The organism is Kitasatospora sp. NBC_01250, from assembly GCF_036226465.1.
Classification (GTDB): Bacteria; Actinomycetota; Actinomycetes; order Streptomycetales; family Streptomycetaceae; genus Kitasatospora.
Map to the genome: position 1 here is coordinate 1,037,582 of NZ_CP108476.1, position 26,656 is coordinate 1,064,237.

General features: G+C 74.1%; 23 protein-coding genes. 7 read left to right on the forward strand and 16 right to left on the reverse strand.

Going from position 1 to position 26,656, the window contains the following annotated elements; all coding sequences use genetic code 11:
* Positions 1–37: 37 nt before the first annotated feature.
* The 5 genes from OG500_RS04695 to OG500_RS04715 form a co-directional block, all read right to left on the reverse strand.
* Positions 38–1,405 (reverse strand): cytochrome P450, encoded by a 1,368-nt coding sequence (locus OG500_RS04695; protein ID WP_329587412.1) that lies wholly within the window; start codon positions 1,403–1,405, stop codon positions 38–40.
* A 234-nt stretch (positions 1,406–1,639) separates the two neighbouring features.
* Positions 1,640–2,257 (reverse strand): GTP-binding protein, encoded by a 618-nt coding sequence (locus OG500_RS04700; RefSeq protein WP_327071447.1) that lies wholly within the window; start codon positions 2,255–2,257, stop codon positions 1,640–1,642.
* A gap of 25 nt (positions 2,258–2,282) precedes the next feature.
* Positions 2,283–2,639, reverse strand: coding sequence for a DUF742 domain-containing protein (locus OG500_RS04705; protein ID WP_327065075.1), 357 nt, complete (start codon positions 2,637–2,639; stop codon positions 2,283–2,285).
* A gap of 39 nt (positions 2,640–2,678) precedes the next feature.
* On the reverse strand, positions 2,679–3,083 hold the full coding sequence (locus OG500_RS04710) for a roadblock/LC7 domain-containing protein (RefSeq protein WP_327065076.1): 405 nt from the start codon (positions 3,081–3,083) through the stop codon (positions 2,679–2,681).
* Positions 3,080–4,606: an ATP-binding protein gene (locus tag OG500_RS04715; protein ID WP_329576871.1), complete on the reverse strand. Its 1,527-nt coding sequence runs from the start codon at positions 4,604–4,606 to the stop codon at positions 3,080–3,082. Before OG500_RS04715 ends, OG500_RS04710 begins: the two co-directional genes overlap by 4 nt.
* A gap of 547 nt (positions 4,607–5,153) precedes the next feature.
* Between OG500_RS04715 and OG500_RS04720 the strand changes: the two genes are divergently transcribed.
* Positions 5,154–7,250: a helix-turn-helix domain-containing protein gene (locus tag OG500_RS04720; RefSeq protein ID WP_329576874.1), complete on the forward strand. Its 2,097-nt coding sequence runs from the start codon at positions 5,154–5,156 to the stop codon at positions 7,248–7,250.
* Between the two features lie 208 nt (positions 7,251–7,458).
* On the opposite strand, the gene OG500_RS04725 is transcribed toward OG500_RS04720, so the two are convergent.
* Positions 7,459–7,971: a DUF2000 domain-containing protein gene (locus tag OG500_RS04725; protein ID WP_329576877.1), complete on the reverse strand. Its 513-nt coding sequence runs from the start codon at positions 7,969–7,971 to the stop codon at positions 7,459–7,461.
* 49 nt (positions 7,972–8,020) lie between these two features.
* Between OG500_RS04725 and OG500_RS04730 the strand changes: the two genes are divergently transcribed.
* The 4 genes from OG500_RS04730 (at position 8,021) to OG500_RS04745 (ending at position 10,570) form a co-directional block, all read left to right on the forward strand.
* A complete protein-coding gene (locus tag OG500_RS04730) occupies positions 8,021–8,836 on the forward strand; it encodes an AraC family transcriptional regulator (protein WP_442906997.1) in 816 nt (271 codons plus the stop codon).
* A gap of 79 nt (positions 8,837–8,915) precedes the next feature.
* Complete coding sequence (locus OG500_RS04735) at positions 8,916–9,551, forward strand: arylsulfatase (RefSeq protein WP_327065081.1); 636 nt, start codon at positions 8,916–8,918, stop codon at positions 9,549–9,551.
* A gap of 182 nt (positions 9,552–9,733) precedes the next feature.
* Entirely contained in the window at positions 9,734–9,970 is a 237-nt protein-coding gene (locus OG500_RS04740; protein ID WP_327065082.1) for a DUF6296 family protein, read from the forward strand.
* 210 nt (positions 9,971–10,180) lie between these two features.
* Entirely contained in the window at positions 10,181–10,570 is a 390-nt protein-coding gene (locus tag OG500_RS04745; RefSeq protein WP_329576883.1) for a hypothetical protein, read from the forward strand.
* A gap of 44 nt (positions 10,571–10,614) precedes the next feature.
* Here OG500_RS04745 and OG500_RS04750 read toward each other — a convergent pair whose 3' ends face one another.
* The 10 genes from OG500_RS04750 to OG500_RS04795 all read right to left on the reverse strand — a co-directional run bounded on the left by OG500_RS04750 (position 10,615) and on the right by OG500_RS04795 (position 23,178).
* Complete coding sequence (locus OG500_RS04750; protein WP_327065084.1) at positions 10,615–10,755, reverse strand: hypothetical protein; 141 nt, start codon at positions 10,753–10,755, stop codon at positions 10,615–10,617.
* Positions 10,756–10,809: 54 nt separating this feature from the next.
* Positions 10,810–11,283 (reverse strand): universal stress protein, encoded by a 474-nt coding sequence (locus OG500_RS04755; protein ID WP_327071448.1) that lies wholly within the window; start codon positions 11,281–11,283, stop codon positions 10,810–10,812.
* Positions 11,284–11,536: 253 nt separating this feature from the next.
* Complete coding sequence (locus tag OG500_RS04760; protein WP_327065085.1) at positions 11,537–12,256, reverse strand: ribonuclease H family protein; 720 nt, start codon at positions 12,254–12,256, stop codon at positions 11,537–11,539.
* A gap of 167 nt (positions 12,257–12,423) precedes the next feature.
* On the reverse strand, positions 12,424–15,012 hold the full coding sequence (locus tag OG500_RS04765; RefSeq protein ID WP_329576887.1) for a collagenase: 2,589 nt from the start codon (positions 15,010–15,012) through the stop codon (positions 12,424–12,426).
* Positions 15,013–15,448: 436 nt separating this feature from the next.
* Complete coding sequence (locus OG500_RS04770; RefSeq protein ID WP_329576890.1) at positions 15,449–16,402, reverse strand: NAD-dependent epimerase/dehydratase family protein; 954 nt, start codon at positions 16,400–16,402, stop codon at positions 15,449–15,451.
* Positions 16,403–16,528: 126 nt separating this feature from the next.
* Positions 16,529–18,106 carry a hypothetical protein gene (locus OG500_RS04775; RefSeq protein ID WP_327065088.1) on the reverse strand — a complete coding sequence of 526 codons (1,578 nt, stop codon included), beginning with the start codon at positions 18,104–18,106 and terminating at the stop codon, positions 16,529–16,531.
* Between the two features lie 1,183 nt (positions 18,107–19,289).
* Complete coding sequence (locus OG500_RS04780; protein WP_329576893.1) at positions 19,290–20,468, reverse strand: DUF1906 domain-containing protein; 1,179 nt, start codon at positions 20,466–20,468, stop codon at positions 19,290–19,292.
* Positions 20,469–20,545: 77 nt separating this feature from the next.
* Entirely contained in the window at positions 20,546–21,739 is a 1,194-nt protein-coding gene (locus OG500_RS04785) for a DUF4185 domain-containing protein (RefSeq protein ID WP_329576896.1), read from the reverse strand.
* Positions 21,740–21,867: 128 nt separating this feature from the next.
* The gene (locus tag OG500_RS04790; protein WP_329576899.1) at positions 21,868–22,644 is read right to left on the reverse strand and encodes a cutinase family protein; all 777 of its coding nucleotides are present in this window, start codon (positions 22,642–22,644) and stop codon (positions 21,868–21,870) included.
* A gap of 132 nt (positions 22,645–22,776) precedes the next feature.
* Complete coding sequence (locus OG500_RS04795) at positions 22,777–23,178, reverse strand: hypothetical protein (protein WP_329576902.1); 402 nt, start codon at positions 23,176–23,178, stop codon at positions 22,777–22,779.
* Positions 23,179–23,224: 46 nt separating this feature from the next.
* Here OG500_RS04795 and OG500_RS04800 point away from each other — a divergent pair, with 46 nt between their 5' ends.
* Entirely contained in the window at positions 23,225–25,768 is a 2,544-nt protein-coding gene (locus OG500_RS04800) for a helix-turn-helix transcriptional regulator (RefSeq protein ID WP_329576905.1), read from the forward strand.
* Positions 25,769–25,816: 48 nt separating this feature from the next.
* Positions 25,817–26,635: a methyltransferase domain-containing protein gene (locus tag OG500_RS04805; RefSeq protein ID WP_329576907.1), complete on the forward strand. Its 819-nt coding sequence runs from the start codon at positions 25,817–25,819 to the stop codon at positions 26,633–26,635.
* The last annotated feature ends 21 nt before the right edge of the window (positions 26,636–26,656 follow it).

Genomic DNA, 26,656 nt, shown 5'->3' on the forward strand with positions numbered 1-26,656 from the left:
ACCGTACGGCCCGCCCCCCGGGGGGTGGGCGCCGCCGTCAGCGGCGGAACAGCCCGGTCAGCGTGCGCCACCAGCCGCGCCGCTGCCGGGGGATGCCGACGGTCCCGGCGACGCCCGGCGCGGCCTGCGGCAGCCGCGGCAGCGCGGGCGCGTCCGCCCCGAGCGCCGGCGGCGGCTCCTCCTCGTCGGGCGTGCGCGGCTCGAAGTGCACCGGCAGCCCGGCCAGGTGACGGGAGATCCAGGCGGAGGTGTAGGTCAGCTCCTCCTCCTCGACGGCGAGTTGGATGTCCGGCAGCCGGGTGAGCAGGATGTCGATGCCGGTCTCCGCGATCGCCCGGCCGATGTCCTGGCCGGGGCACTCGTGCGGGCCGCTGCCGAAGGACAGGTGGGAGCGGTTGCCGTGCAGCGGCGTCGACAGGTCGGGGCGGACGACCGGGTCGGCGTTGCCGGCCGCCAGGCCGAGCAGCAGCATGTCGCCCTCCTTGATCCGCCGCCCGCCGAGCTCGGTGTCCCCGGTGGCCCAGCGGCCCGCGACCAGCGACATCGGCGGGGAGTCCCACAGCACCTGGTCCAGCGCCTCGGACAGGGTCATCTGACCGCCCGACAGATGGGCCCGGAACCGCTGGTCGGTGAGGACCATCTTCAGGGTGTCCGCGATCAGGTTGACGGTCGTCTCGTTGGCGGCGAGCAGCACCACCCGCAGGTGCTCCAGCACCTCGTCGTCGCTGAGCCCGGCGCTGTGCTGCATCAGCCAGGACACCAGGTCGGCGCCGGGCGCCACCCGCTTGCGGTCCATCATCCGGCGCAGCGTGGCGACCACGTAGTCGTTGCTCGCGATCGCCGTCTCGGTGCCCTTCATCAGGTCCCGGGCCGCCTCCACCAGCCGGGGGCCGTACTCCTCGGGCATGCCGACCAGTTGGGTCATCACCAGCATCGGCAGGTGCTCGGCGAACTGGGAGACCAGCTCGGCCCGGCCGGTGGGGCCGAAGTCCTGGACCAGCTGGTCGGTGAAGCGGGTGACGTGGCGCCGGATCCCGCGCCGGTCGAAGCGGTTCAGGCTGTCGGTGACCGCCTGGCGCAGCCTCCGGTGCTCCTCGCCGTCCGCGAACACGCACAGCGGCTGCCAGGCGATCACCGGCATCAGCGGGGAGTCCGGGGCGACCTGCCCCTCCTGGAAGGCCCGCCAGCGGCGCGAGTCGCGGGAGAACCGGGAGGGCGTGCGCATCGCGGTGAGGTTCGCGGAGTGGCCGACGATCAGCCAGGCCGGCAGGTCGCCGTGCAGCAGCACGGGCGCCACCTCGCCGTACTCGGCCCGCAGCTTCTCGTACAGGCCCACCGGGTCGGCCTCGGCCTCGGGCCCGTAGAGCCGCCGCAGGGCGCCTGCGCCGCGCCCGGCTGTCTCGATTCCGCCTGCGGCGAGTCCGGCGACGGCGAACCCGTCGGCAGCGAACCCGCCGACGCCGAGTCCGTCGGTGTCGAAGCCTGGGTCGAACCCGCTGTCGTACCCGGCGGCGTCGAGCCCGTGGGCGGGGCAGCCCGGCGGCGGGGTGAGGGGAGCGTCGTCAGAAAACGGGGTGGTCACGGTATCTCCGGGGTCAGCGCGAGGCGGTCGTCGAGCGTGCCGGCCAGGGTGGCGCGGTCACCGCGTGGGCGGGGCCGAGAGGGTGTACAGGTAGTGCATCAGGGCCATCAGGACGTCCCGGCTGGATTCGCGGGTCCGCGCGTCGCAGGCGACGATCGGCACCTCCGCCGGCAGGTCGAGGGCGGTGCGCAGCTCCTCGGTCGGATAACTCGGGGACTCGGGGAAGGTGTTCACCGCGACGACGAACGGCACGCCGCGGTCCTCCAGCCGCCCGATCACGTCGAAGCTGACCTCCAGCCGACGGGTGTCGACCAGCACGACCGCGCCGAGGGCCCCCTCGAACAGCCCGTTCCAGAGGAACCAGAACCGCTCCTGCCCGGGCGTGCCGAAGACGTACAGCACCAGCTCCTCGCTGATGCTGATCCGGCCGAAGTCCATCGCGACCGTGGTGCGGGTCTTGCGCTCGACCCCGGAGAGGTCGTCGACGCCCTCCCCGGCCTGCGTCATCGTCTCCTCGGTGGTCAGCGGGCGGATCTCGCTCACCGAGCCGACCAGGGTCGTCTTGCCGACGCCGAAGCCGCCCACGATCACGACCTTGACCGCCATGGTGGCCGAGTCCGGGAGCAGGTCCTCGTCCTGCGGCCCCACGGCGGGTCCCTGCGGTGCCACCGCCACCGGCCCGGTGCCGTCGGGCACCCGCTCAGAGTCGCTGTAGTCCACTGATCACCGCCTCCAACAGGGCGCGCTCGGGCAGGATCGCCTGCGGGACGCACGCGCGGGCCTCGATCCGCTCCTCGGTGAGGAGGTCGGTCAGCAGCACGGTGACCACGCTGGCCGGCAGCCGCAGGTAGGCGGAGATCTCGGCCACGGACAGCGGCGAACCGCAGATCCGCAGGATCGCCGCGTGCTCCGGCGGCATCGCCGGCGTCGGTTCGGCCCGCGCGACGATCAGCGTGACCAGGTCGAACGTGGTCTGGTCGGCCAGGCCGCTGCGGCCACGGGTGATCACGTAGAGGCGTTCGGGGATGCCGCCCTCGCCGCGTTCAGGTGTGCTCATGCGACCGCCTCGGCACGCTCGGCGGTCCGCACCGCCGGCTCACGCGACCTCGCCCTTGCGCGCGGGCGTGCTGAGGTGCTCGCCGATCCGGGCGACCAGGTCCCGCATCCGCTGGCCCACCAGGCCGGCGTCCACACCCTCGTCGGCCAGCACCGCGAGGAAGGCGCGGGCACCGGCCGCCATCAGGTAGAAGAAGCCGCCGCTCACCTCGATCACCACCAGCCGCATCCGGCCGTCGCCCTCGGGGAACTCCTGCCCCACCGCCGCGGCCAGGCTCTGCAGGCCGGCGCAGGCCGCGGCCAGCCGGTCGGCGGTGTCGGTGCAGGTGCCGTGCTGGGCCATCCGCAGGCCGTCGGCGGAGAGCACGATGATGTGACGGAGGCACGGGACGCTGTCCGCCAGGTCCTTGAGCATCCAGTCCATGTTGGTCCGCTGCTGAATCACTGCTCGCCCTTCTCTGCCGACTCTTCGCTACTGGTGTGGCCGTTCACGCCCTCGGTGAACGCGGCCAGCCACAGACCGGGCTGGACCTCCTTGGCCGGCTCGGCGGCCTTCGGGGTCCCGGCGGCGCTGGTCCGGGGTGCCTGGCCCGTGCTCATCCGGAACGGCGCGGCGTGCCGGCGGCGCTGCGGCAGGCCGTTCGCGGTGCGCTCGGTGACCACCGGGACGTCGTCGTCCTGGTGGGACGGCCCCGGCCGGGCCGCCGCGGTGGTGCCGAAGGCGGGCCGGGCCGAGAAGCCCGGCAGCGTGGCCGACCGCCGCCGCGTCCCCGTCGCGTCCCGGGGCCCGCCGGTGACGCCGATGCCGTGGGCCAGGCCGGTGGCGGGCGCGGTGGTGAGGTACTCCTGCGGCACGATCAGCACCGCGCGCACGCCGCCGTAGGCGGAGGGGCGCAGCGAGACCTGGAACCCGTAGGCCTTCGCCAGCCGGCCGACCACGGCCAGGCCGAGCCGCGGGGTCTCGCCGAGGTCGTTGAGGTCGATGCCGGCCCGGGCCTCCTCGATCATCCGCTCGGCGCGGGCCCGGCCCTCCTCGCTGAGGCTGAGGCCGCCGTCCTCGATCTCGATCGCTATGCCGGTCTGCACCTCGGCGGCGGTCAGATGCACCTTGGTCTGCGGCGGGGAGTACCGGGTGGCGTTGTCCAGCAGTTCGGCGACCGCGTGGATGAGCGGCTCGACGGCCGGTCCGACCACGGCCACCGCCGAGACTGGGTGGAGCTCGACCCGCGGGTACTCCAGGATCCGCGACATGCCGCCGCGCAGCACGCTGTACAGCGGCACCGCCCTGCTCCACTGCCGCCCGGGGCGGGCGCCGCCGAGCACGGCGATGCTGTCGGCCAGGCGTCCGACCAGCGCGTTGCCGTGGTCCAGGCGCAGCAGGTCGTCGAAGACGGCGGGGTCGTTGCCGTGCCGGTCCTCCATCTCCCGCAGGTCCTGGGCCTGCCGGTGGATGATCGCCTGCACCCGGCGGGCGATGTTCACGAAGGCCCGCTGCGCGGACTCGCGCATGTTCTCCTCGTTGTCGACCGCCTCCAGGACCGAGCGCAGCACGGCCAGCCGGGCGGCCTGGAACTCCGCGCCCACCGCGGGGTCGTGGGCCTGGTAGACCTTGAGCACGTCCTCGATGAAACCGCCGCGCTGCAGCCGGGCGACCGCGTCGGGCAGGTCGGTCCTCGCCAGCCGGAGCGTCTCGCTCTCCTGCCGGGCCAGCCGGTGGCGCAGCTCCTGCTCCAGCCGCGCGGCCCGCTCGCGCAGCCCCACCATCGCACGCCCCCGGCGCGCGGTCTCGACGGCCACCGCCACCACCCCCACGACGGCCAGCACTCCGCACCAGACCACGCCCTCGCGGGCGTCGGGGGAGACCACCGAGGCGGCGAGGACGGCCGCCGCCACCGTCACGACCGTGGGCAGCAGCCACACGAGCACGGGAGCGGAGCGCCGGCTTCCGGGTGACGTTCCAGCAAGCATTCAGCATCCTCAAGAGCGATCGAAGCGTACGGGGAGGGACGGATCGGAACCGGCTCCGGCGGCGAGCAGCATAGCCGGTTCGGAATATTTCTGACTAAATCTCAAAACTCTTGCACCAAAGCTGATTTGACACTTTCTTTCGGGTCGTTCCAGTCATTTCGCACACCAGTGGCAGGCAGTGCGGACCAGCCGCCCCACGCCCCCGCCGCCCCGATCGGCCGGACCGGCGCTGGCACCAGACTTGCCACGCCCCGGACTTGTCGTACCGGCATCGCCGCCAGGTTCGCTCGTGCGAGGGGTCTGTCCCGGGAAGCGTCACCGGGTGCAGCGAAGTCGTGCTAGACGAAGGCGCGTTCGAGGGCACGGCCGAGTCCGGCCGCACGCCGCCGGCCCTGCGGCGGCCTGCCCGCCCGCACTCCCGGGCTTGCGTCGGCGGCCGGTTCCGGAGCAGGCTGGGCTGCCGCCATCGACCCGGTGGGCGGCATGCGGGAGGGGCGGGTCGTACGTGCGGACGCCGCTTGTGGCTCGAGCCAGGGGATCATGGGTCGTGGATGTGCCGGTGGACGCCGATGTGCCGGTGGACGCTGATGTGCCGGTGGACGCCGATGTGCCGGTGGACGTGGGCGTTGCGGGCGGGGGCGAGGCTCCCGGCGTCCGGCCGGGGGCGGCGGTGGCCGGCCCGACCCTGTCCTCGCTGAGCCGCTCGCTGGGTCCGGCCCGGCCGAGCGGCGTTCCCGAGCGGTTCGCCGACCGGCCGGTGCGCGGCGTGCGACCGCTGGACGCGAGCCTGGCACTGCCGTCGGCCGAGCTGGACCTGCGGGACGTGCTGGTGCTGCTGCCGCCCGGCGCCGCGGGGACGCTCGACCCGGTGGGCGCCGAACTGCTGCTCCGGCGGCTGACGGAGCGGCGGGTGGCCGGGCTCGCCTGCCCGGCCGGTCCTGACGGCCGGTCGGCGCCGGCGGTGCTGGCCGCGGCGGCGGAGCGGGTCGCGCTCCCGCTCCTCGCCGTCCCCGAGGGCGTCGACTGGCCGCAGGTCGCGCAGGCCGTCAGCGACGAGCGCCACCGGGCCGCGCAGGCCGGTGCCCGGCTGCCGGGCGAACTTCTCGCCCGGCTGCGCGGCCGGTCCGAAGCCAACGGCGGGCAGGGCGGGCACGGCGGTCAGGGCATGCACGGCGGCAGCGGTGACGGCGAGGGTACCGGCGTCGACGGCGAGGTGCAGGCGGTGCTGGACTGGCTCGCCCGCACGGTCGCCGGCGAGGTCGCGCTGATCGCCGCCACCGGCGCCCCGACGGCCCAGGCACCCGCCGGGGCCCGGGAGCTGCCGCCGGAGGCCGCACCGAGCATCGCCCGCGTCCGCGCCGGCGAGCTGGACGCGGCCGGCCTGGACCTCGGCTCCGGGCAGCTGCGCCTGCTGCCTGTGGGCCCGCACCCGCCGCGCCCGGTGCTGGCCGTGCGGCGGACGGCACCGTTCGACCCGGGGCTGACGCACGCGATGGCCGGTGCGGCCGACCTGCTGCCGCTGCTCCTGCGGCTCCGGGAGGCGAACGCCCGGGAGCTGCGGGCGCACCGGCTGCTGGCCGCCGCGCGGGTGGGCGTGCTGCAGATGCTGATGGGCGGTGAACTGCTGCTGGCCCAGCGGACCGCCGCCAGCGTCGACCCCGGGCTGCTGGACGCCGAGCAGGCTCGGGTGCTGATCCTGCAAGGGCGGCCCGAGGACCGCGAGGGCGCGGTGGCGGAGTGCGGCGCGGCCACGGTCGGCGCGGCGCTGGTGGTGCGCTGCCCGGTCTACGACGGGAACGTGATCATCGTGGCGCCGGTGCACGGCGACGCCCGCCCGGGCGCCGACTGGGACACCGTCCGCGCGCGGCTGCGCGGGGTCGTCGCCGCCCGCCCCGACCGCTACCTCGGCGGCAGCGGCACCGCACCGCTGGCAGCGACCGCGCAGTCCTACCGGGACGCCGCACGGGCGTTGGCGGTGGCCCGGCAGCTGGCCGAGCGGGTGGCCCTGGGCGGAGCGCGGATCGAGCTGGTGGAGGTGCTCGACCAGCGGGCCCGGCCGTGGGCGGACGCGCTGCTGGGGCCGGCCCTGGCGCTGCCCCGCGGTGAGCGCGAACCGCTGCTCGACACCCTGCGGCTGGTCCTGGAGTTCGGGGTGACGGGCGCGGCCCGCCTCACCGGCCGGCACCGCAACACGGTCTCGGGCACCCGCAAGCGCGCGGCGGCCCTGCTCGCGCTGGACCTGGGCGACGTGCTGACCCGCGCCCGGCTTGACCTCGCCCTGCAGCTGCAGACCGCGTCCGAGCCGCCGAGCGGCACCCTCGCCGAGCGGCCCGTCCCGCTGGCGCGGCTGCTGGCCGCCGACCCGGCGCGCGGCTGGGCGCAGCGGTGGCTGGCCCCGCTCGCGCAGGACGGGCGTGACCTGCGGCGCACCCTGCTGACCTGGGTCGGCTGCAACACCCGGGTGGAGCGCGCGGCTGCCCGGCTGGGGCTCTACCCCGACACGGTCCGCGACCACCTGAAGGCCGCCGACCGGCTGCTGCAACGCGATCTGCTCTCCCCCTCGGGCCCGCACGACCTGGTCCTGAGCCTGCTGGCCGTCGGCGCCATCGGGCCGTCGAAGGAGGCAGCGGCCGAGCCGCACTGACGCCCCCGGCCGATCCCGCCCACCTGTCCCCACCTGGGCGGATGTGCATCGGTGGTACCCGCGGCGGCCGGCGCTGTGCACGCGTCGGGGTACCCCGGCGCGCCAGGCGCCCGTACCCTCGCCCCACCTGGCGGCACGCACCACCGCCGGCACGGCGCCGCCGCGGTGGCCCGCACGGGGGTGGGGCCACCGCGGCGGCGCCGCGGACTCAGGGGTGCATGTGCGCCCCCTTGAGCACCTTGTCCACGGCGTTGCGCGGCCCGTACACGGCCATGCCCACGAGATCGAGTCCGTCGCGGCCCACGGCCCGCACCGCCGCCCGGTTGTCCCGGTCGTTGCCGGTGCCGAACAGGTCCGAGGTGAACACGGCCACCGGCAGCGCACGGGAGAGCGCACGGGCGTGCCCGGCGGCCAGGGTCTCCTTCGCCCCTTCGAAGACCAGCACGGGCTGGCGGAACATCGGCAGGTAGCCGGTGCCGTCGGCGTCCCGGTACGGCTCGCCGATCACCTCGGGGGCCACCGTGCCGAGCCCGCTGACCAGGAAGGCGGTCACGTTCAGCCGCTGCCAGGGCTCCAGGTCGTCGCGGAGCAGCACGGCGATCCTGGTGTCGAAGCGGACGGGGGCGGCGGCGGCCTCGCCGACGGCGGTAGCGCTGGTGGGGGCGGTGGCGCTGGTGGGGGCGCTGGCGCTGGCGGACTCGGTCTCGTTCGTGGATCTCATGCACCGAGACTGCCGGGTGCCCGGCTCCGCGGTCTTGTACGTTCCTCGCGTGGCACCGGGACAGGAACGCACCGCAGCACAGCTCACCGCCTGGCACCCGTCGGTCCCGGGTGTCGTGGAGGTGCTCCACGCCCGCTTCACCGAGCACGCCTACCCGATGCACGTCCACGACGCCTGGACGCTGCTGATCGTCGACGACGGGGCGGTCCGCTACGACCTGGACGGCCACCGGCACGGCACCCCGGACGGCACCGTGAGCCTGCTGCCGCCGCAGGTGCCGCACAACGGCTCACCCGCCACCGCGCAGGGGTTCCGCAAGCGCGTGCTGTACCTCGACATGACGCAGTTGGACGAGCGGTTCATCGGTGCGGCGGTGGACGGCCCGGACCTCGCCGATCCGCTGCTGCGCGACCGGGTCGCCCGCCTGCACACGGCCCTCGCCCACCGGGGCGAGGAGTTGGAGGCGGAGAGCCGCCTGGCCCTGATCGGCGAGCGGCTGCGCGGCCACCTGCGCCCCAGCCCGGCCTTCGGGCAGCCGCAGGGCGGTGGCGGCATCGCGGGCGGCCTGCGGGAGCTGCTGGACGAGCGGCTGGTCGAGGGCCTCACCCTGGAGCGGGCCGCCGGTCTGCTGCACGCCCACCCGGCCCATCTGGTGCGCGCCTTCAGCGCGGCCTTCGGCATCGCCCCGCACCAGTACCTGGTCTCCCGCCGGGTCGACCTGGCCCGCCGCCTGCTGCTGGACGGGCAGCCGCCGCGCGAGGTGGCCACCGCCACGGGCTTCTACGACCAGGCGCACCTCACCCGGCACTTCAAACGCGTCATCGGCACCACCCCGGGCCGCTACACCAAGGGCGCCCGCACCTGACGGCCCGCCGGGGACGGGACGCCGGGACAGGCCGCCGGGGACGGGTCTCCGCCCCGGCCCGTACGGCATCATGGGCCGCGTGACCACCATCGGATTCCTGCACACCGCCGACGTGCACGTGCCCGCCTTCCGCGCCCTGCTGCGCGAACTCGCCCCCGGGATCGCCGACCGGCACGTGGTGGACCCGGGCCTGCTCGCCGACGCCCGCGCGGGCCGGCCCTACCAGGACGGGTTGCGGGCCCGGCTCGGCGAGCTGGGCGCCGCCGGGGCCGAGGTGGTCGTCTGCACCTGCTCGACGATCGCGGGGGCCGCCGAGCAGGCCGCCCCGAACGTCGTGCGGATCGACCGGCCGATGGCCGAGGCCGCCGCCCGGTATCCGCGGATCGGTGTCGGGTACGCCGTCGAGTCCACCCTGGCCCCGACCCGCGCGCTGCTGGCCGAGGTCGGTGCCGGCGACCGCGTGGTCGAGATCGCCTGCCCGGCGGCCTGGCCGCTCTTCGAGGCCGGCGACCTGCCCGGCTACCACGCCGCCGTCGCCGACCGGGTCCGCGCCGCGGCCGGAGCCGTCGACGTGGTGCTCCTCGCCCAGGCCTCGATGGCACCCGCCGCCGCCCTGCTCGCCGACCTCCCGGTCCCGGTCCTGACCAGCCCGGCCCTGGCGGTTCGCGAGGCCGTCAGCCGGGCGCGACACCCGCTCACCGACCGGAGCGCGTAGCCGCTCCGGCTGCCCTGCCCCGTGGCCCGGCCCCGCAGCCCGGTGCAGCGCAGCACAGCCCAGGAGCGCGGCCCGGGCACTACCGTGGCTAGAGGGACCCGCGCCCCGGGCACCGCCCGAGCCGATCAGTCCGAGCCGATCGGCCAGGTCGAACAGCCCTCAGCCGATCAGGGAGGCCTCCGATGGCCGAAGCCTACGAACTCGTCTTCGCCCACGACCCGCACGGCCCCGGCGAGGACGATCAGGATGTCGTCACGGTCCGCCCGACCGGCGCCACCGGGCCGGGCGGCCACCCGATCTACGCCGACCCGAGCGGCGCCGTCCGGGCCGAGATCAGCGACCGGGGCGAGATACGGATGCTCGCCACCACCGGGCACCAGGACTCGCTCTCCCCCACCGCCGTGCGCCCGGTGCCCTGAGGCTGCGCCTGCTCCCAGCTCTCCGCCTGCTCGGTGCCCCGTTCCACGGACGGGTGATGTAGGGCCGCCGACCACGGCGCGCCTGGTGCGCCTCACCCCGTGGCGGCGGTGTCGCTCGCTACGGTGGCAACGCCCTGCGGCCCATGGCGCAGGGCCACTTCAGCCATCGTGCAAGGCATCGAGCACGACACCGAGCAACGGAGGAGACCCGTGCGTTCCAGCATCCTGTCCCTGGCGGCCGCGGCACTGGCGCTGGCCGGCACGACCGTGGTGGCGCCGACGGCCTCGGCCACCGTCGCCCCCGCCCAGCTCCGCGACAACAGCGGTTGCAACGGCGACGTCTGCATGGCCATCGACGGCTCCACCGGCACGGTGACCGTCAAGGCGTGGGCCTACGACCGCACCTTCACGGGCCACTTCCAGCTGCTCCAGCCCAGCGGGCACGAACTCAACGGCCGGGACGGCACGTTCGGGGCCGGCGACGTGGCCGGTGGGTCCTCCTGGCGGGTGCACGCCGACGCCGGCAACTACTGCGTGGTCGGCTGGGACGGCGTCAACGGCCACTTCGACAAGATCGGGGAACCCTGCCTGTCCCTCTGAGCACCTGAGCAGCACGGGCCACCACCCGCCGTCGCGAGCGCGGCTCAGCTGGACGACAGCGGGAAGGTGGCCAGCAGCACGATCAGCAGCACCAGTGCCGCCACGACGAGCAGCACGCTCACCACGGCCGGCCAGCGGCGGGCGAACCGGCGGGCGGGGTCGGTCCTGGGGTGGGTCCTGGTCATGGCGTTCGCTCCTCCCGGTCTCGGCTGCTCGGGGTCACCCGGGCCTACTCGGGCCTACCCCGGCCGGACGATCACCACCGGGCACGGCGCGTGCTGCGCGCACCGCTGGCTGACCGAGCCGAGCATCGCCCGTGCGAAGGTCCCGTGACCGCGGCTGCCGACCACCAGCACCTGCGCGTCCCGCGAAGCCTCGATCAGCGCCTCGGCCGGGTTTCCGCGCACCAGCAGCTCCCGCACCTCCACCGGCTGCCCCTCCCCCAGCGCGGCGGGCAGCACGGCGTCCAGTTCCTGGCGGAAGTTGCGCTGGGCCGTGTCCTCGTCGAGCGAGGTGTCGACCACCGGCGCCGACCAGCCGTAGTTCATCGGGAGCTCCACCACCCCCACGGCCTCGACCACCGCGCCGATCAGCTTCGCGTAGCCGATCGCCCAGCGGACGGCCGCCCGCGACGACGCAGAGCCGTCGACGCCGACCACCACCTTGAGCGTGCCCTCCGGTCCGAGGGCGCCTTCCTGTCCCGCCACCGCCATCACCTCGCTCGCCTGGGTGTCCTCCTCCACGCTGCGCCCTGCGCGCCCGGGGCGCCAGCAGGGGCTGCGCCACCCGGCTGGTATACCGCCCGCGGCACGCGTATGCGATCGCCCTGCCGCCGCACGGAGAAGGACGCCCTGCGCGTCTTCCCACCAGCACCGCCGCCCCGACCGCGCCGCCGTGCCGGGCCGCCCCAGGGCCCCGCCCGGTCGGCGGGATCCCGGGGCGGCACCCCAGCTTTTCGGGTACGGGTCAGGCCCGCGGCTGCGCCGTCGCGCACTCCGGGTGTCCCCAGCTGCTGCCGACCTTGGTGATCGTGTCGCCCTTGCCGTACGGGCGGCTGCACGGGCAGGTGCCGGGGAACCGCGCGGCCAGCGTGCGCGAGCCGCCGCCGGAGCCGCGCCTGGCGCCGGACGCACCACCCGACGCACCGCCCGACGACGCGCCGGACCGGGCGGCGCGCGGCGCGGCGGTGGCGGCGGCCGGGTCCGGCACCGGGAGGTCGGCCGCGGTGCCGCCGGCGTTCTGCTGGGAGCGGGCGGCGTCGCTGGCGGCCTGGTCGGCGATCGCGTTGAGCGGGTCACCGCCCACCTGGTGGGCCGGAACGTACACGAAGGTGACGTCCCGGCCCTGGAGCAGGGCGTCGATGCGCTGGATCAGCTCGCGGTTGGCCACCGGCTTGCCGGCGGCGGTCTTGAAGCCGTTGCGCTTCCAGCCGGCCAGCCACTTGGTCACCGCGTCCCGGGTGTAGGTGCTGTCGAGCCGGACCTCCAGCGGCGTGCCGGGATCCGTGGCGGCCAACAGCTGCTCCAGCGCCGTGAGTTCGCCGATGTTGTTGGTGCTGTGCCCGAGCGCGCCGGCCTGCCAGCGCTGCGGGACGCCCGCGCTGTCCGCCACCACGAAGGCCCAGGCCGCCGGCCCGGGGTTGCCCTTGGCCGCTCCGTCACACGCTGCGATGATTCGTTCCACCATGCCCCCATGATCGCAGGTCCGCGGCGGCGGGCGGCCACCGCGTGGACACCTCCGCGCGGGCGGCCGGGCACCCCGCCCCGGACTGACGGTCCGTCAGGGGCCGGGGAACGCCGGGCGGGCACGGCCACGGCCGCCGCCGTCGCCGTGCCCGCCCAGGTGGCGCCGGGTCAGTACTGGGTGCTGACCGTCACACCGCTGAAGTCGGTGTTGGCGTAGAGGCTGAGGTAGCGGTACCCGGCCGTCGTGTTGGTGACGGTGAGGGACTGGGCGGTGCTACCGGGGGTGGTGGACGAGGCGGTGAAGGTGCTCGGCGAGGCCCAGGTGTTCGGGTCGTAGTAGAGCGAGGCGCTGCCGGTCCCGCCGGAGGTCGAGACCTTCAGCGTGGTGGTGCCGGCCGGCAGGTAGATGTACAGGTAGTCCAGGTTGCCGGCGCTCTCGGCGCGGCCGGAGCGGGAGCAGTTCTGGCCCATCGCGTCGGTGCGCGCGTCGGTGCAGGTGGGCAGGGTGGTGGTGCCACCGGTGGTCACGGTGACCGAGGCCGGGGTGCTGGCGCTCTTGCCGCTGCTGTCGGTGGCCGTCAGGGCGACCGTGTAGGTGCCGGCCGCCGCGTAGGTGTGGGTCGGGTTCTGCTGGTCGGAGGAGGTGCCGTCGCCGAAGGTCCAGTGCCAGGAGGTGATCCTGTCCGAACTGGCGGTCTCGACCGACTTGTCGCTCAGGCTGACCGTGGCCCCGTTGACCGAGGCGTCGAACAGCGCCGTCGGGCCCTCGGCGTAGCAGGCGCCGGCGGCGCAGCTGGTGAGCCAGCTGTCGAAGTCGGCGTCGTAGGCGGTGCCGATGCTGTTGTAGACCGCGTAGGCGCCCTGGAAGTCACCGGCGCGGAAGTGGTTCAGCATGTTGGTGACGTCGGCGGGGTGCTTCTCGAACATGTACCGGACGGCGAGGTAGCCCCACGGGTAGACGCGGGTCGAGTCCGAGTTGTCGTAGGTGTTCTGGAAGATCGTGCTGAGCTTGTAGGTGTGGTTGGCCGCCTCCTGCATCGCCTGGGTGTCGGTGGTGCCGCGGTAGGCGTAGGACTCGTACTCGGCGACCCCTTCGATCCACCAGATGTCCGGGACGGACGTCTCGGTGGTGAAGTTGCCCTTCATGTCGTAGATGCCGTCCATGTAGTGCGTGTACTCGTGGTTCAGGTTCCACACGTTGGCGGTGAAGCCGTCGTTCCAGGACTTCTGGTACATCACCGAGACGGCCTGGTTGGTCGGGTCCGTCGGGTCCATGACGGTCTGGCCGCCGTTGTCGGTGGAGTTGCCGAAGATCGCCCAGGAGTAGTTCACGTAGTCGGCCTGGTTGGCGAAGATCCCCAGCGTGATGGTCTTGTCGTACTGGCCGGGGACCGGGCCGTTGTCCTTGACCATGTTGTGGAAGAAGGTGTCCTCGCCGCGCAGGCTGGTGCAGACCGCCGCCAGGTCGGCGGGTGAGAGGTCCTCGGTCTCGATGGTGCGGTTGTCGCAGACCAGGGTGTCGGGCAGGATCGCGGCGGTCAGCTTCGCCGGCAGGTCGCAGGTGTTGTAGTACGAGCACTGGGCGCCGTCGAAGGCGTCCGCCTGGTAGGCGGTGTGCACGTAGAGCGGGCCGGTGCTGCCGGTGATCCGGGCGGAGTCGAGCACCGCCTTGACCAGCGGCCTGGCCGCCGCCTCGATGGTGGCGTTGTCGCCGGACATCCGGGCCAGGTCGTTGCCCGCGTTCTCGTCCAGGAAGGCGTTCGGGCCGGTGAGCAGGTCCTCGTGCCCCAGCGCGAAGGTGCTGAGGGTGCCCAGGATGCTCGGGTCGGCGGTGACCGCGGTGACGAAGTCCGGGTTGTAGTTGCCCCGCCACAACGGCGCCGACAGCACGGAGTTGACCGCGTTCACCAGCTTGGGGAAGGCGTTGTAGGAGTTGTTGTAGCTACTCAGGACCTGCTTGTAGACCTTCAGGTAGTCGCCCTGCAGGTTCGCGCTGTCGGTCAGCACCAGCACGTCGTACAGCACACTGCCGTTGTTGTCGTTGACGTCGGTCCAGTGCTGCCCGGCGAAGAAGGCGTCGAGTCCGGCCTTGGTCGCACTGGTGAGCGCGGCGTCGTAGCTGCCGACGGCGCCGGCGTTGTAGGACTGGACGTAGTAGCCGGCCCGCAGGAAGAGCACGAGCTGCCAGATGCCGGTGGAGTCGTCGCCGGTGTAGTCGGCCGCCAGGCTCTGGAACGCCTGGGCGACGGAGAGCATCTGCGGTTCCTTGAAGACGTTGCCCGCGTCGGTGCCGGTGACGTTGAAGAGCGTGTTGACGCAGTCCGTGGTCGAGCCCTCCACGAAGGAGACCAGGCCGGACCCGGTCCGGCTGCCGAAGTCGGCCGGGGTGCAACTCTGGGTGTCCTTCGCACCATTGGCGCGGGCCGCTTTCGGCTTGGCGGGCACGGGCGCGGAGGCGGCCGGACGCGGCGTGGTCTGCACGGCCGTGCCGGCCGGCTGGCCCATCACGGCCTGGCCGAGCAGGGCCGGTGGCAGCGGGGCGGCGGCGGGGGCGAAGTCGTCGGATCCGGCGGCCACGGTCGGCCCGAGCGGCTTGGGGACGGCGGAGGCGGCGGCCGCGGGTGCGGTCGCGGCCGGCGGCCGGGCGGCGGCCGGTGCCGCTGCGGCCAGCGCGGGCGCCGGCAGCAGGGTGGCGGCGGTGGCACAGCCGGCGACGACACCGGCCATGAGGGTGGGGAGCGGTATGCGCAGACGCACTGCTAAAGCCCTTCTCCTGTGGGGGGAGTTGACTGAACATCAAGTGACGCCAGGGGGGTTGACGTGCATCCTGCCACCAGACGAGTGACAGTACAATGTCACGCGTCATACATTTCTTGAGCCTGCCCCGACTGCGGAGGATCCAGGGGCCGGCCCGCCCGCCCGGCGACACGGAACAGCGAGGCCCGGACATCACTGTGCAATATCACACGTCGCATGTCAGGCCTTGCTGCTGACACCTTCGCCCCGTGCCGAGGCCACGTCAACCCTCCGAACGCCGACCGGAACACGCTCGCGCCTGCCCACCGGCGGCGGTGGACCGCTTCGTCGCATACGAGAAGGCCCGCCGCGAGCTGCGGCGGGCCAGTGGGTCGGACGGCTGATGGGTCGGACGGTCAGTGGCTCGGACTGGTGATGGGGCGGGACGGCCAGGCGCTCAGCCGGTCGTCCGGCGCGGCGCGGCCAGGCGCGCGCGCCACCACGCCACGGTCGCCGTCACCTGCGCGTCGAGGGGCGTGGCCCGCACCGCGAAGGCCGCCTGGTAAGCGCTCGCGTCGATCACGAAGGGCGCCTCGAACTGGTAGCGGACCTCCTTCAACTCGCGCAGCAGCGGGGAGAAGAGCGCGGCCAGGCCCAGCACGGCCGAGGGCAGCCCGCGCACCGCGACCGGCCCCGTACCCGCCTCGGCGGCCAGCTGGTCGACCATCTCCCGGGCGGAGCGGGCGGGCTCGGTCGGCACGTGCCAGGCCCGTCCCCAGGCCTGCTCCGCGCCCGCGAGCTCCGCCAACGCCCGGGCCACGTCGGGGAGGTAGCTCCAGCTGTGCGCGGCGTTCGGATCGCCGAGCACCGAGACCGGCCTGCCGCGCAGCAGCCGGGGCATCACCCGCGCGGCCAGATGTCCGCCGTCGGTCACGCCGGGCCCGAAGAAGTCCGAGGCCCGCAGCTCGACCGCCCGGATCCGGCCCTGCTCGTGCAGGCTCCGGGCCTGCTCCCACAGGGCGGCGCGCACCCGTCCCTTGGTGCCGGTCGCCGCGAGGGGCAGCCGCTCGGTCAGCGGACCGTCCACCGGGCCGTAGCCGTAGAGGTTGCCGAGCATCACCAGGACGGCCCCACCGGCCTCGGCCGCCGCGCAGAGCGAGGAGGCCAGTGGCGGCCAGTCACTCGCCCAGCGGTGGTAGGGCGGCGCCGCGCAGCTGTACACCGCGGCCGCGCCCCGCACCACCTCGGTCAGGCGCGTGCTGTCGGTCGTGTCCAGCGCGATGTGCTCGATGCCGGGCTCGGGGCTTCGGCCCGACCTGGTGACCACCCGTACCTCGTGCCCCTGGTCGGCCAGCAGCCGTGCGGTGGCGGCCCCGGCGGGCCCGAATCCGATGACGACGTGAAGGCTCACGCACGAACACTAGCGCGAGCGCGTACCGCGTACCGGGCAGTACCCGCGCGACAACTGACGGAGCGGCCCTGCCGCGCGGGGTTCGCGTGGCAGGGCCGCAGCGCCGCAGGGCCGTCCGGTCGGGGCTCAGGCCATGGACGGGCCCGGCGTGGAGTTCACCCAGGCCCAGTCGGACCAGGTGCTGAAGCCGGTCTGCCACCGGTGGTGGACGCCGGTGCTGCTGGTGCCGAACACCTCGATCCGGCCGTCCTGGTTGTCGGTCGCCGTGATCCCGGTGCCGCCGGTGCCGAAGGTCTCCCAGGTGGACCAGGCGCCGTTCACGCCGGTCTGCCAGAGGTGCGTGGCGGTGCTGCCGTTGATCGCGAACACCTCGATCCGGCCGTCGACCGACCGCGCCGAGGAGAGTTCGGAGCCGGTCGCCCCGCCGCCGGTGGCGGCCCAGTCCGACCAGGTGGTGAAGCTGGTCTGCCATCGGTGGAACACTCCGGCGGCGCTGGAGGCGAACACCTCCAGACGCCCGTCGGCGTCATGATCGACCGTCAGGCCCGTGCCACCGCCGCCGAAGTCCTCCCAGGCCGACCAGCCGCCGTTGACCGCGCTCTGGTAGAGGTGGCCGAAGGTGGTGGCCGAGAGCGCGAACACCTCCAGCCGGCCGTCCGGCGCGTTCTCCATCTGCAGCTGCGCGTCGGCCGGACCGCCCACGCCCGCCCAGTCGGCGAAGGCGCTGTTCGGCGCGGTCTGCCAGGTGTGGAAGACGCCGGCCGCGCTGGAGGCGAACAGCTCGATCCGGCCGTCGGCGTTGCTGCCGGCCGCGATCCTGGTCCCGCCGCCGCCCAGCCGGGACCAGGCCGACCAGTCGGCGTTCGGCGCGTTCTGCCAGCTGTGGTCCAGCTCGGAGCCGTTCACCGCGAAGAGTTCGAGCCGGCCGTCCTGGTTCGGCGCGATCGCCAGCTGCGCGTCGGCCGGACCGCCCACGTTGGTCCACTCCGACCAGCCGCCGTTGACCGCCGTCTGCCAGGTGTGCCAGACGCCGTCCGGGCCCGCCGCGAAGGTCTCCAGCCGGCCGTCGGCGTCCCGGCCGGACACCACGCGGCCGGACGGGTAGGGGTGCGGCCTGGCGACACTGTCCTCGATGACGCTGTTGTAACGGCGGGCGGTGTAGGCGCTGTTGGGGTGCCCGTCGAGCGAGGCGTCGTTGATGTTGGCGGTCAGGTGCTGGACCGGTGTCGCGCCGAAGGTGTAGTAGGAGAAACCGCCGTTGGCGTCGAGCCACTGGTCGAAGAGGAGCACGTGGTCGCTGTAGTCGTCCAGGACGTCGCCGGGGCGCAGGTCGCCGCGCGCGATCTCGGTGGAGAAGCTGTCCGACAGCGACCCGGTCCAGGCGTTGGTGTTGAGGTGCCAGGCCATCGAGACGTAACCCGAGCAGTCGCGGCGGTAGTCGAAGTCGCCGCCGGGGCCGGGTGAGTAGGCGTTCGAGTCGTAGGGTCCCGGCTGGTTGTCCACCCAGTACTGGGCTCGCGAGATGATCTCGCTGCGGGTGATCCGGCCGCCGAGCACCGAATCCGCCGCTGCGTGGCCGGCGCCGGCCAGGCCGGTGCCCGCCAGGGCGAGGACGAGCACCACGGCCGTCAGCAGGGCGCGGACCGCCGCTGCCGGGCCGCGCCGGCTCGGGGGCTGTCCGGGGTGGGTGGACGTGGACCTCATGGTCTCAACGACTCCTCTCGTAGGGTTCACCGGACGCACCGGATTCACGCCCCGGTCCAGGCGGGGCCGCCGAACGTGCCGTCACCGTTCCAGGCGCTCCAGCCGCCGTTCGGCGCGGTCTGCCAGATGTGCGAGATGTTCGCGCCACCGGGAGCGAGCGCGAACACCTCCATCCGGCCGTCGGCGTTGTGACTGACGTTCACGGTCGCCGCCGCGCCGCCGAACGAGCCGTTCCAGGCACCCCAGCCCGCCGACGGCGCCACCTGCTCACGCTCCGCCACCGACGAACCGTTCGGCCCCAGCACGAAGACCGCCATCCGCCCGTCGGCCTCATGACCCACCACCGGCACCCCACCCGCCGGCCCGCCGAAGGCACCGTCGCCGTCACCGTTCCAGGCACTCCAACCGCCGTTCGGCGCGGTCTGCCAGATGTGCGAGATGTTCGCGCCACCGGGAGCGAGCGCGAACACCTCCATCCGGCCGTCCGCGTTCTCACCGACCGTCACGCCACTGGCCGCGCCGCCGAACGAGCCGTTCCAGGCACCCCAGCCCGCCGACGGTGCCACCTGCTCACGCTCCGCCACCGACGAACCGTTCGGCCCCAGCACGAAGACCGCCATCCGCCCGTCGGCCTCATGACCCACCACCGGCACCCCACCCGCCGGCCCACCGAAGGCACCGTCGCCGTCACCGTTCCAGGCACTCCAGCCACCGCCCGGCGCGGTCTGCCAGATGTGCGAGATCGAGCCGAGGTCGGGCGCCACCGCGAACACCTCCAGGCGGCCGTCCGCGTTCCGACCCACCGACAGGCCGCCCGCCGGGCCGCCGAAGCCGGCGTCCCAGCTGCTCCAACCGCCGGACGGAGCGGTCTGCCAGATGTGTGCGATGTTCTTCTTGCCGGGGCCCAGCACGAACAGCTCAAGCCGTCCGTCGGGATCGCGGCCGACCACCGGCAGGCCGCCGACCGGGCCGCCGAGCTGCTGCCAGGCGCCCCAGCCGCCGGAGGGGACCGACTGCTCGCGGTAGGAGAGCGACTGCTGGTCCGGCGAGACCGCGAAGGCGATCATCGCGCCGTTCGCCTCCCGGCCGACCGCCGGGTTCTGGCGGCCGTCGCCGAAGTCGTCCCAGCCGCCGCCGGGGGCCGCCGGCTGCACGTCGAGGTAGTCGGAGTCCAGGCTGATGGTCACACCGCCGTAGGTCTCGTCATGACCGTTGGTGTACTGGTGGATGCGCTGGTGACCGGCCCACTCGTCGTCGGGGATCGCCGGGTCCGAGGTGCTGGTGCTCCCGTCCCCCGGCAGGGAGGCGAAGTCGATGAGGTCCGGCATCGGCGCGGAGGTGTAGTTGGCCACCAGGTCGGCGATCGTGCTGCCCATGTGCTGCCGTACACCCCCGACAGGTAGCCGCGGGCGTGCAACTCGGTGGTCCAGGCGGACAGGTAGTCGAGCACCGTGCCGTTGTACGCGGGGGCGTAGGCCTCGGAGTCCATGAAGACGGGCGTGCCCGCGGGGAAGCCGAGGGAGGAGAGCTGGGCGATCGCGTCGTCGGCGTCGGACGTGCCCTGCCCGGGCGAGGGGATCGTGGCGCAGCCGCTGCAGGCGCCGGGGGCCTGGTAGCCGACGTAGAGCGGGAAGAAGTGCCAGCCGGCCGCGGCCTGGTGGGCGACCCAGTCGGCGGTCAGGTTCGGCTGGTCGCAACTGCGGTTGACGCCGCCGATGTAGAGACCGATGGCGCCGTACGGCGAGGAGTTCAGCCAGTTGCCCATGACGGCGGAGCTCGGGGCCTCGCAGGGGTCGAAGCCCTGGCCGGTGAAGCTGGTGCTGCCCGGGCCCACCGCAGCGGGCCTGGCGGCGGCGTTCGTCGCCGCGCCCGCCGCGCGGCCGGCCGGGGCGGCGGGCTCCGCCGGTGCCCGGCCGGGACGGGGCAGGCCGGCGCTGTCCAGGATCGCCTGCACGGCCGCGCGGTCGGTGCCGTAGGTCGCGGTGACGGTCACCTGCGCGGTGGTGACGGTGATCTCGTGGGCGGCGGTGTCCGCCCGGGCGCCTTGGGCGGTGCCCGCGGCGGCCGGCTGGACCAGCACGGCCTCGCTCCGTCCGCGCAGGTGGGACGGGCAGTCCTGGGCGGCCCCGGGACGGCCCAGGTAGACGGCGTGCCGGTCGAACCGCACGCAGCTGCCGGGCGCCCGGTCCAGGTCGACGACCGGCCAGGCGGCCGGCACCCGCAGGCTCACGCCGTGGTACCGCACGGTCCTGCCGCCGTCACCGGAGGCCGTGGCGGCGGTGGCCGGTGCAGCCGCCGTGAGGGCGGCGGCCAGGAGGGCCAGGACGCAGGTCAGCGCCCTGGCCAGGATGCCGAATTTCAACGGGAGTTCCTTCGCATCGACGGTCGTGCTCCGCGCGGGAGCACCTGCGGGCACGGGAGCGGGCGCGGGCACGGGTGCTACGGCCGGATGCCGTCGTACTGCAGCACCCGGTAGGCGCCCTGCGGGGTCCACTGCGAGACGATCAGCGTCAGCGAGGTGGCGCTCGCACTGCCCGGGTGGATGTAGCCGCCGTACAGGCTGTCGAGCTGCGGGCGCAGCCAGTGGTTCGGCGGCCAGCTGGTGTTCGCGACGATCTGCGGGGTCGGCGCGGACCACGCCGCGTCGGGCCTGGGGGCGGTGCGGGTGCAGATCGAGCCGTCCACCAGGTCGAGGTAGCTCATGCAGTAGGTGTTGCCGATCCGCTTGACGGAGAACTCGCCGATGTTGTTGCCGGGTGCGAAGAGCGGGGTGGGCGGGGTGCCGTCGGTGGCCCAGTACCAGCCGCTGCCGTTGTAGGCCCAGTTCTGCTGGGCGCCGAAGTTGCCGGCCCGGAACTCAGCCGGGTCGATCCGGAACAGCTGGATCGCCCCCTGGTCGGCGGTGTTCTTGTGACTGCCGTTCCAGCGCTTGGAGAAGATGTAGAGCCAGCCGTCCGGGTCGATGCCGGCGAAGGACCACATCCCGTACATGGACTGGTTCACCCCGCGGTACTGGCCGTCCCAGTGGTAGGGGTAGTCGGTCCAGGTCACGCCGAAGTCGTCGGAGTAGGCCACCCCGGACATCAACGAGCCGTCCTCGCCGGGCGGCAGGTCGGAGCTGCCGATGCCGTTGTGCACCGAGGTGTACTGGAGGTAGGTCCGGCCGCCGAACTCGATGCAGTCGTTGGGGATGCGGGTGCTCTCCACCCCGTAGCCGTTGTCGACCCCGTGGGTGTAGTGGAACAGCTGGTCGGCGCTGCCGTTCGGCATCGCGTAGGTGAACCCGATCGGGGTGGCCCCGGAGCGGTCGAAGGTCGCCTGGTTGAGCATCACCGGGGAGCCGATGTAGCCGTTGTTCGCGTCGTTCGAGTCGCCGAAGACGTAGCCCCAGGTCTTGTCGTGCTCCCGGTAGTAGGGGATGCCGAGGTCGCCGCTGCCCAGCCCCACCCGGGCGGCGGAGTCGCCGGGCTGCTGGCACAGCGGTGCGCCGGTCTGGCCGATCCCGTTGGTCGCGGCGGCGGGCGTGGCGCGCAGCAGGCCGGAGCCCACGGTGAGGCCGGCGCCCAGGGCCAGGCCGGCGCCGAGCACGGAGCGCCGGGTGAACTCGCCCTCGGGGCGGGGTGTGACGGACATCCTGATCTCCTTCGAGGTCGGTACCGCTGGTTTCGAGGTGGGTGTCGCTGATGCGGTGCGGAAGCACGGGGACGGCGGCCGGAGCGCGCTGCCCGGCCGTCGCCCCGCTCCCCCGCGTCGAGCCCCGGTCAGGCCTCGGCCGGGAGCCAGACGATCCCGCTGCCGCCGTCCTGGGCGATGGTCCGGGTCATCACGTTGCCGTCCTGCCAGTAGCGCGGGTGCTGCTGGAGGAAGCCGGCGAAGGAGTCCAGGCCGGTCGCGTCGCAGATGCCGTCGGTGTGGATGCAGAAGCGCTGCACCGGCACGCCGGGGAAGTCCACCGGGCCGGTCCCCGGGGAGACCGCGACCAGCGGCAGCGGGACACCTGCCGGGAGCAGGTGCCAGAAGCCGGTGCCGGGCTGCCTCGGGTCGGAGTAGAGCATCCCGTCCACCTGCGAGCGGGGCACAGTGGTGCCGTTGGCGGAGATCGTCTGGAGCAGCAGGTCGCCGACCCAGGCGCCCTGGGAGTAGCCGACGACGGTGAACCGGGCGGTGGGGTCCGCGCGGTAGGTGTTCTGCAGCGTGGTCAGGGCGTTCTGGTAGCCCTGCTGCACGCTGTCGGCGAAGCTCGGCGCGAGCGGGGCCGGCATCTCGTTGTGGCTCCCGACGAACGGGCCGCCGCTGGCCGGGTAGCAGACCGGCACCGGGATCCCGCCGTCCAGGTGCTGGTTGGCGTAGGTGTAGGTGGACGTACAGGCGGGACCGTCCACCGCCGAACCGGTGCCGCCGATCTCGACGTAGTAGTGGTGCGGGGTGTCGGCGTGCGCGGGGCTCGGTACGGCGGCGGCGCCGGCCAGCGCCAGCGCGGCGACCCCGAGGACCGCCGTGCAGCGGCTGATCACCTTGTGCAGCTTCGTGTCGGACACCTGTCGGTTCCCTTCGATGAGCCGGCCGCCCGCCTCGACACCTGGGTGCGAGGCCGACCGGCCGGTCGGTGTGCGGTGGTTGGTCGGCGGTGGCGGCCGCCGCGCGGTCAGGCCGACGGCCCCGGCGGACGGTCAGGCCGACGGCCCCGGCGGGCGGCGGCGGACGGCCGCCAGGATCAGCAGCAGCACGGCGATCACCATCAGCGGGAGGCAGCCGTGCCCTCCGTTCGGCCTTCTTCGGTTCGCTTCGACGTGGCCGCCGGGCGGAATGCCGGGGTGGCGCCTGGCGTAGTGCTCGATCTGCTGCTGCTCGCCCTGGGCCTGGCTGAGCCAGGGCGTCTTGAAACCGCACTCACCGCACCAGTAGCGGTAGGCCATGCCGGCTCCCTCGGTCGTCGCCACGTGGGGATCGTCATCGGCCCACGCGGCCACCCCGCCGTCGATCGTCACGTCCGTGCTGCTCGGCGGACAGGCCACGGCACCGGCCATCGGTGACCGGCCGGTGGTGACCGGCCGGTGGTGACCGGCCGTCACGGTAGGCTCACCGGCGGCCGTACCGGCAAGTAGGAAGGCTGACCCGGTGACAGATCAGCTCGGCACTCTGTTGCGCCGACTGCGCCACCAATCGGGACTGACGCAGGAGCAGGTGGCGGAGCGCTCCGGGGTGAGCGTCCGCACCATCCGCCGGCTGGAGACGGGCAGATCCGCCGATCACCGGCTGGGCACGGTGAACCTGCTGGCGGACGCCCTGGACGTCGGGCCGGAGGACCGCCAGCGGCTGGCGGCCACGCTCACCGGAACGCAGCAGCAGGACGCGGTCGCCGGGGCGGGGTCCGGGGCGCCGTCCGGGGCGGCGTCGGCCGTGGTGGTGCCCCAGGCAGCCGCACCGGAGCCCGCAGCGCCCGCATCTGCACGCGTGCTGCCCGCGTCCGGGTCCGCGCCCGCGTCGGGGCCCGCGTCCGCGTCCCCGTCCGAGCACCCCGCACCGGCTCCCGTGCCGCCGCCCCCGCCCGTCCACGTCCCCGCCGCGCTCGCCGACACCGTGCAGGAACTGGCGCGCGAGATCCGGCGGCGCTGGCGGCGCGAGGAGGAGCAGCGCCAGGTGCACGACCCGTTCCCGCTGCCGGTGCGCTGGCAGCCGGCGCCGGCCGGTCTGACGGACCGTTCGGAGAACATCCAGCGCCTCGGGCCGGGGGCGGTGCCGCGCCAGGTGGACCTGAGCGGCGACCTGCGCAGCGTGGCGGAGGTCTACCGGCGGATCTCCTCCGGGCGGCTGGTGGTGCTCGGCCGGGCCGGCTCGGGCAAGTCGATCCTCACCATCAGGTTCGTGCTGGACTTCATCGGGGCGGGGGCCGCACCCGGCCGGGTACCGGTCGTCTTCAGCCTCGGGGCCTGGGACCCGACCACCACCTCGCTGCGGGACTGGCTGATCGCCCGGCTGCTGCGCGACCACCCCCACCTGGCCCGCCGCAGCGCCGCCGGCTCGACGCTGGCCGCCGCGCTGGTCGACGCCGACCTCGTGCTGCCGGTGCTCGACGGGTTCGACGAGATCGCGGAGGGTCTGCGCTGCGAGGCCCTGGAAGCGCTCAACGCCACCTCGCTGCCGCTCGTCCTGACCAGTCGGCGGGCCGAGTTCGCCGAGGCCGTCCAGGCGGCCCGCGCACCGCTGGTCTGGGCCGCCGGCATCGAGCTGACCGATCTCGCGCCGGACGACCTGGCCGGCTACCTGCCGCGCACCGTCCGGGAGGTGGCCCACGGCGCCGGCCCCGGGACCGGCGGGCGCGGGGCGCTCTGGGAGGGCGTGCTGGCCGCCGTGCGCGCCGGTGACACCCCGGCGGGCGCCAACCTCGCGGAGGTGCTGACCACCCCGCTCATGGTCATCCTGGCGCGCACCATGTACAGCGGGACGCCCGACCGGGATCCGGCCGAACTGCTGGACGCCACCCGCTTCCCCACGGCCAGGTCGTTGGAGGAGCACCTGCTGGCGGGCTTCGTCCCGGCGGTCTACCGGCGCCGCGTTCCCGAACAGGCCGCGGCCACGGGCCCGCGCCGGCCGCACCGTTGGGAGCCGCAGCGCGCCCAGCAGTGGCTCGGCCACCTCTCGCACCACCTGGTCCGGCTCGACCACGACCAGCAGGACCTCGCCTGGTGGCGGATCGGCGACTCGCTGCGGCGCTCGACCCGGCTGCTGGTCGTCGTGCTGGCCACCACGCTGTGCGTCACACTGGCCGACTGGCTGCTCTCCCTGCTGCTCACCGGGCTCGGGATCGGCGAGGTGCTGCTCCAGGGGATCCTGATGGGCCCGGTCGCCGGCCTGGCCTTCGGCCTGGTGTACGCGGCCATGATGCTCTACGGCGGCGGGGCCGTCTTCGAACCGGCCCAGGTGCGCTGGCGGCTGCCCGGCACCCGGAGCGGCGTCGGCCGCCGCCCGCTGCGCACCTTCGCCGTCCGGTTCCGGGACGGGCTGCTCGGCGGCTCCGTGATGGGCGTCGGCTACGCGTGCGCGATCAGCCTGGAGCGCGCGCTGTCCTGGGGGCTCCCGCTGAGCGATCCCGACGTCATCAACGGCACGCTCGTCAACATGCTCTGCTTCGGGCTGATCTTCGGCCTGGCGGCCGCCCTGGTCTTCGGGCTGACCTCCGCGCTGGAGGCGCCCGTGGACGTCACCTCCGCGGCCACCCCGGTCAGCCTGCTCGCGGCCAACCGTGCCACGGTGGGCCGTCAGGTCCTGGTGCTGGCACCGCTGTTCGCCCTCATCGTGGCCACCGGCGGCCGGCTGGTCGTCGTCCTGCTCGACGGCGTGCTCGGGCACCTGACCTGGCGACTGTCGGACGGTCTGCTGATCGGTGCGGTCGCCGGGATCGGCGGTGCCGCCTCCTATGCCCTCGCCTTCACCGCCTGGGGCCAGTGGGCGCTGCTGTCCCGGGTCTGGCTGCCGCTGACCGGCAGACTCCCCTGGGACACGGTGGCCTTCCTGGACGACGCCTACCACCGCGGCGTGCTGCGCCAGACCGGCGCGGTCTACCAGTTCCGCCACGTCCGCCTGCAGCACCACCTGGCCCGGACCTTCCGCCAGCAGCAGCCCCACTACCGTCCGGCCAGCTTCCCCAGTGCGGGGGACTGACAGAGAGATCCCCGTTCCCGAAGCACGCGCCCGCCTATAGTCGGCGCCATGACCAACTCGCGCCCCACATCGGCGTTTCACGCGGCCAACGCCGACCCCGAGGTCACCGAGCGGCTGATCGCCGCGCTGGACGCCCAGGCCGCCAACCCCGGCGTGCGCGGGCTGCGCGCATGGGCGCACACGCACCTGGCCGCGCAACCCGGCGAGCGGGCGGTGGACGTCGGCTCCGGCACCGGCTCGGAGACCAGGGTGCTGGCGGCGGCGGTCGCCCCGGGCGGCGTCGCGACCGGCCTCGAACCCCACCCCGGTCTGCGCGCCGTCGCCGAGCAGCGGGCCGCCGACGCCGGCAGCCCGGCCCGGTTCCTGGACGGCGACGCACTCGCACTGCCGCTGCCCGACGCCGACCTGGACGTGGTCTGGTGCGAGCGGGTGCTGCAGCACCTGAGCGATCCGGCGCGGGCCGTCGCCGAGATCGCCCGGGCGCTGCGCCCGGGCGCCCGGGTGGCCCTGCTCGACACCGACTGGGCCACCTTCGTGCTCCACCCGGCCGCTCCGGAGGTCCGTCCCGCGCTGGCCGCCGTCACCCAGGGCACCGCCGCCACCCCCGACGCCGGACGCCAGTTGGCGGGCTGGCTGGCCGCAGCGGGCCTGACCGTCGACGAGCTCGGCTCCGACGTCCTCGTGCACGACCCGCACTCGGTCAGCTGGCCGATCGTCCACGGACTCGGCACCGCGGCCCTCGGGCGGAACCTGATCACCGAGGAGCAGCGCGACCGCCTCTGCGCCGACCTCGCCTCCGCCGCCGAGCAGGGCGCCTTCCTCCTGTCCGTGACGATGTTCGCCGTCATCGCCCACCGCCCCCGCTGACCACCTGCGCCACCGTCAGCG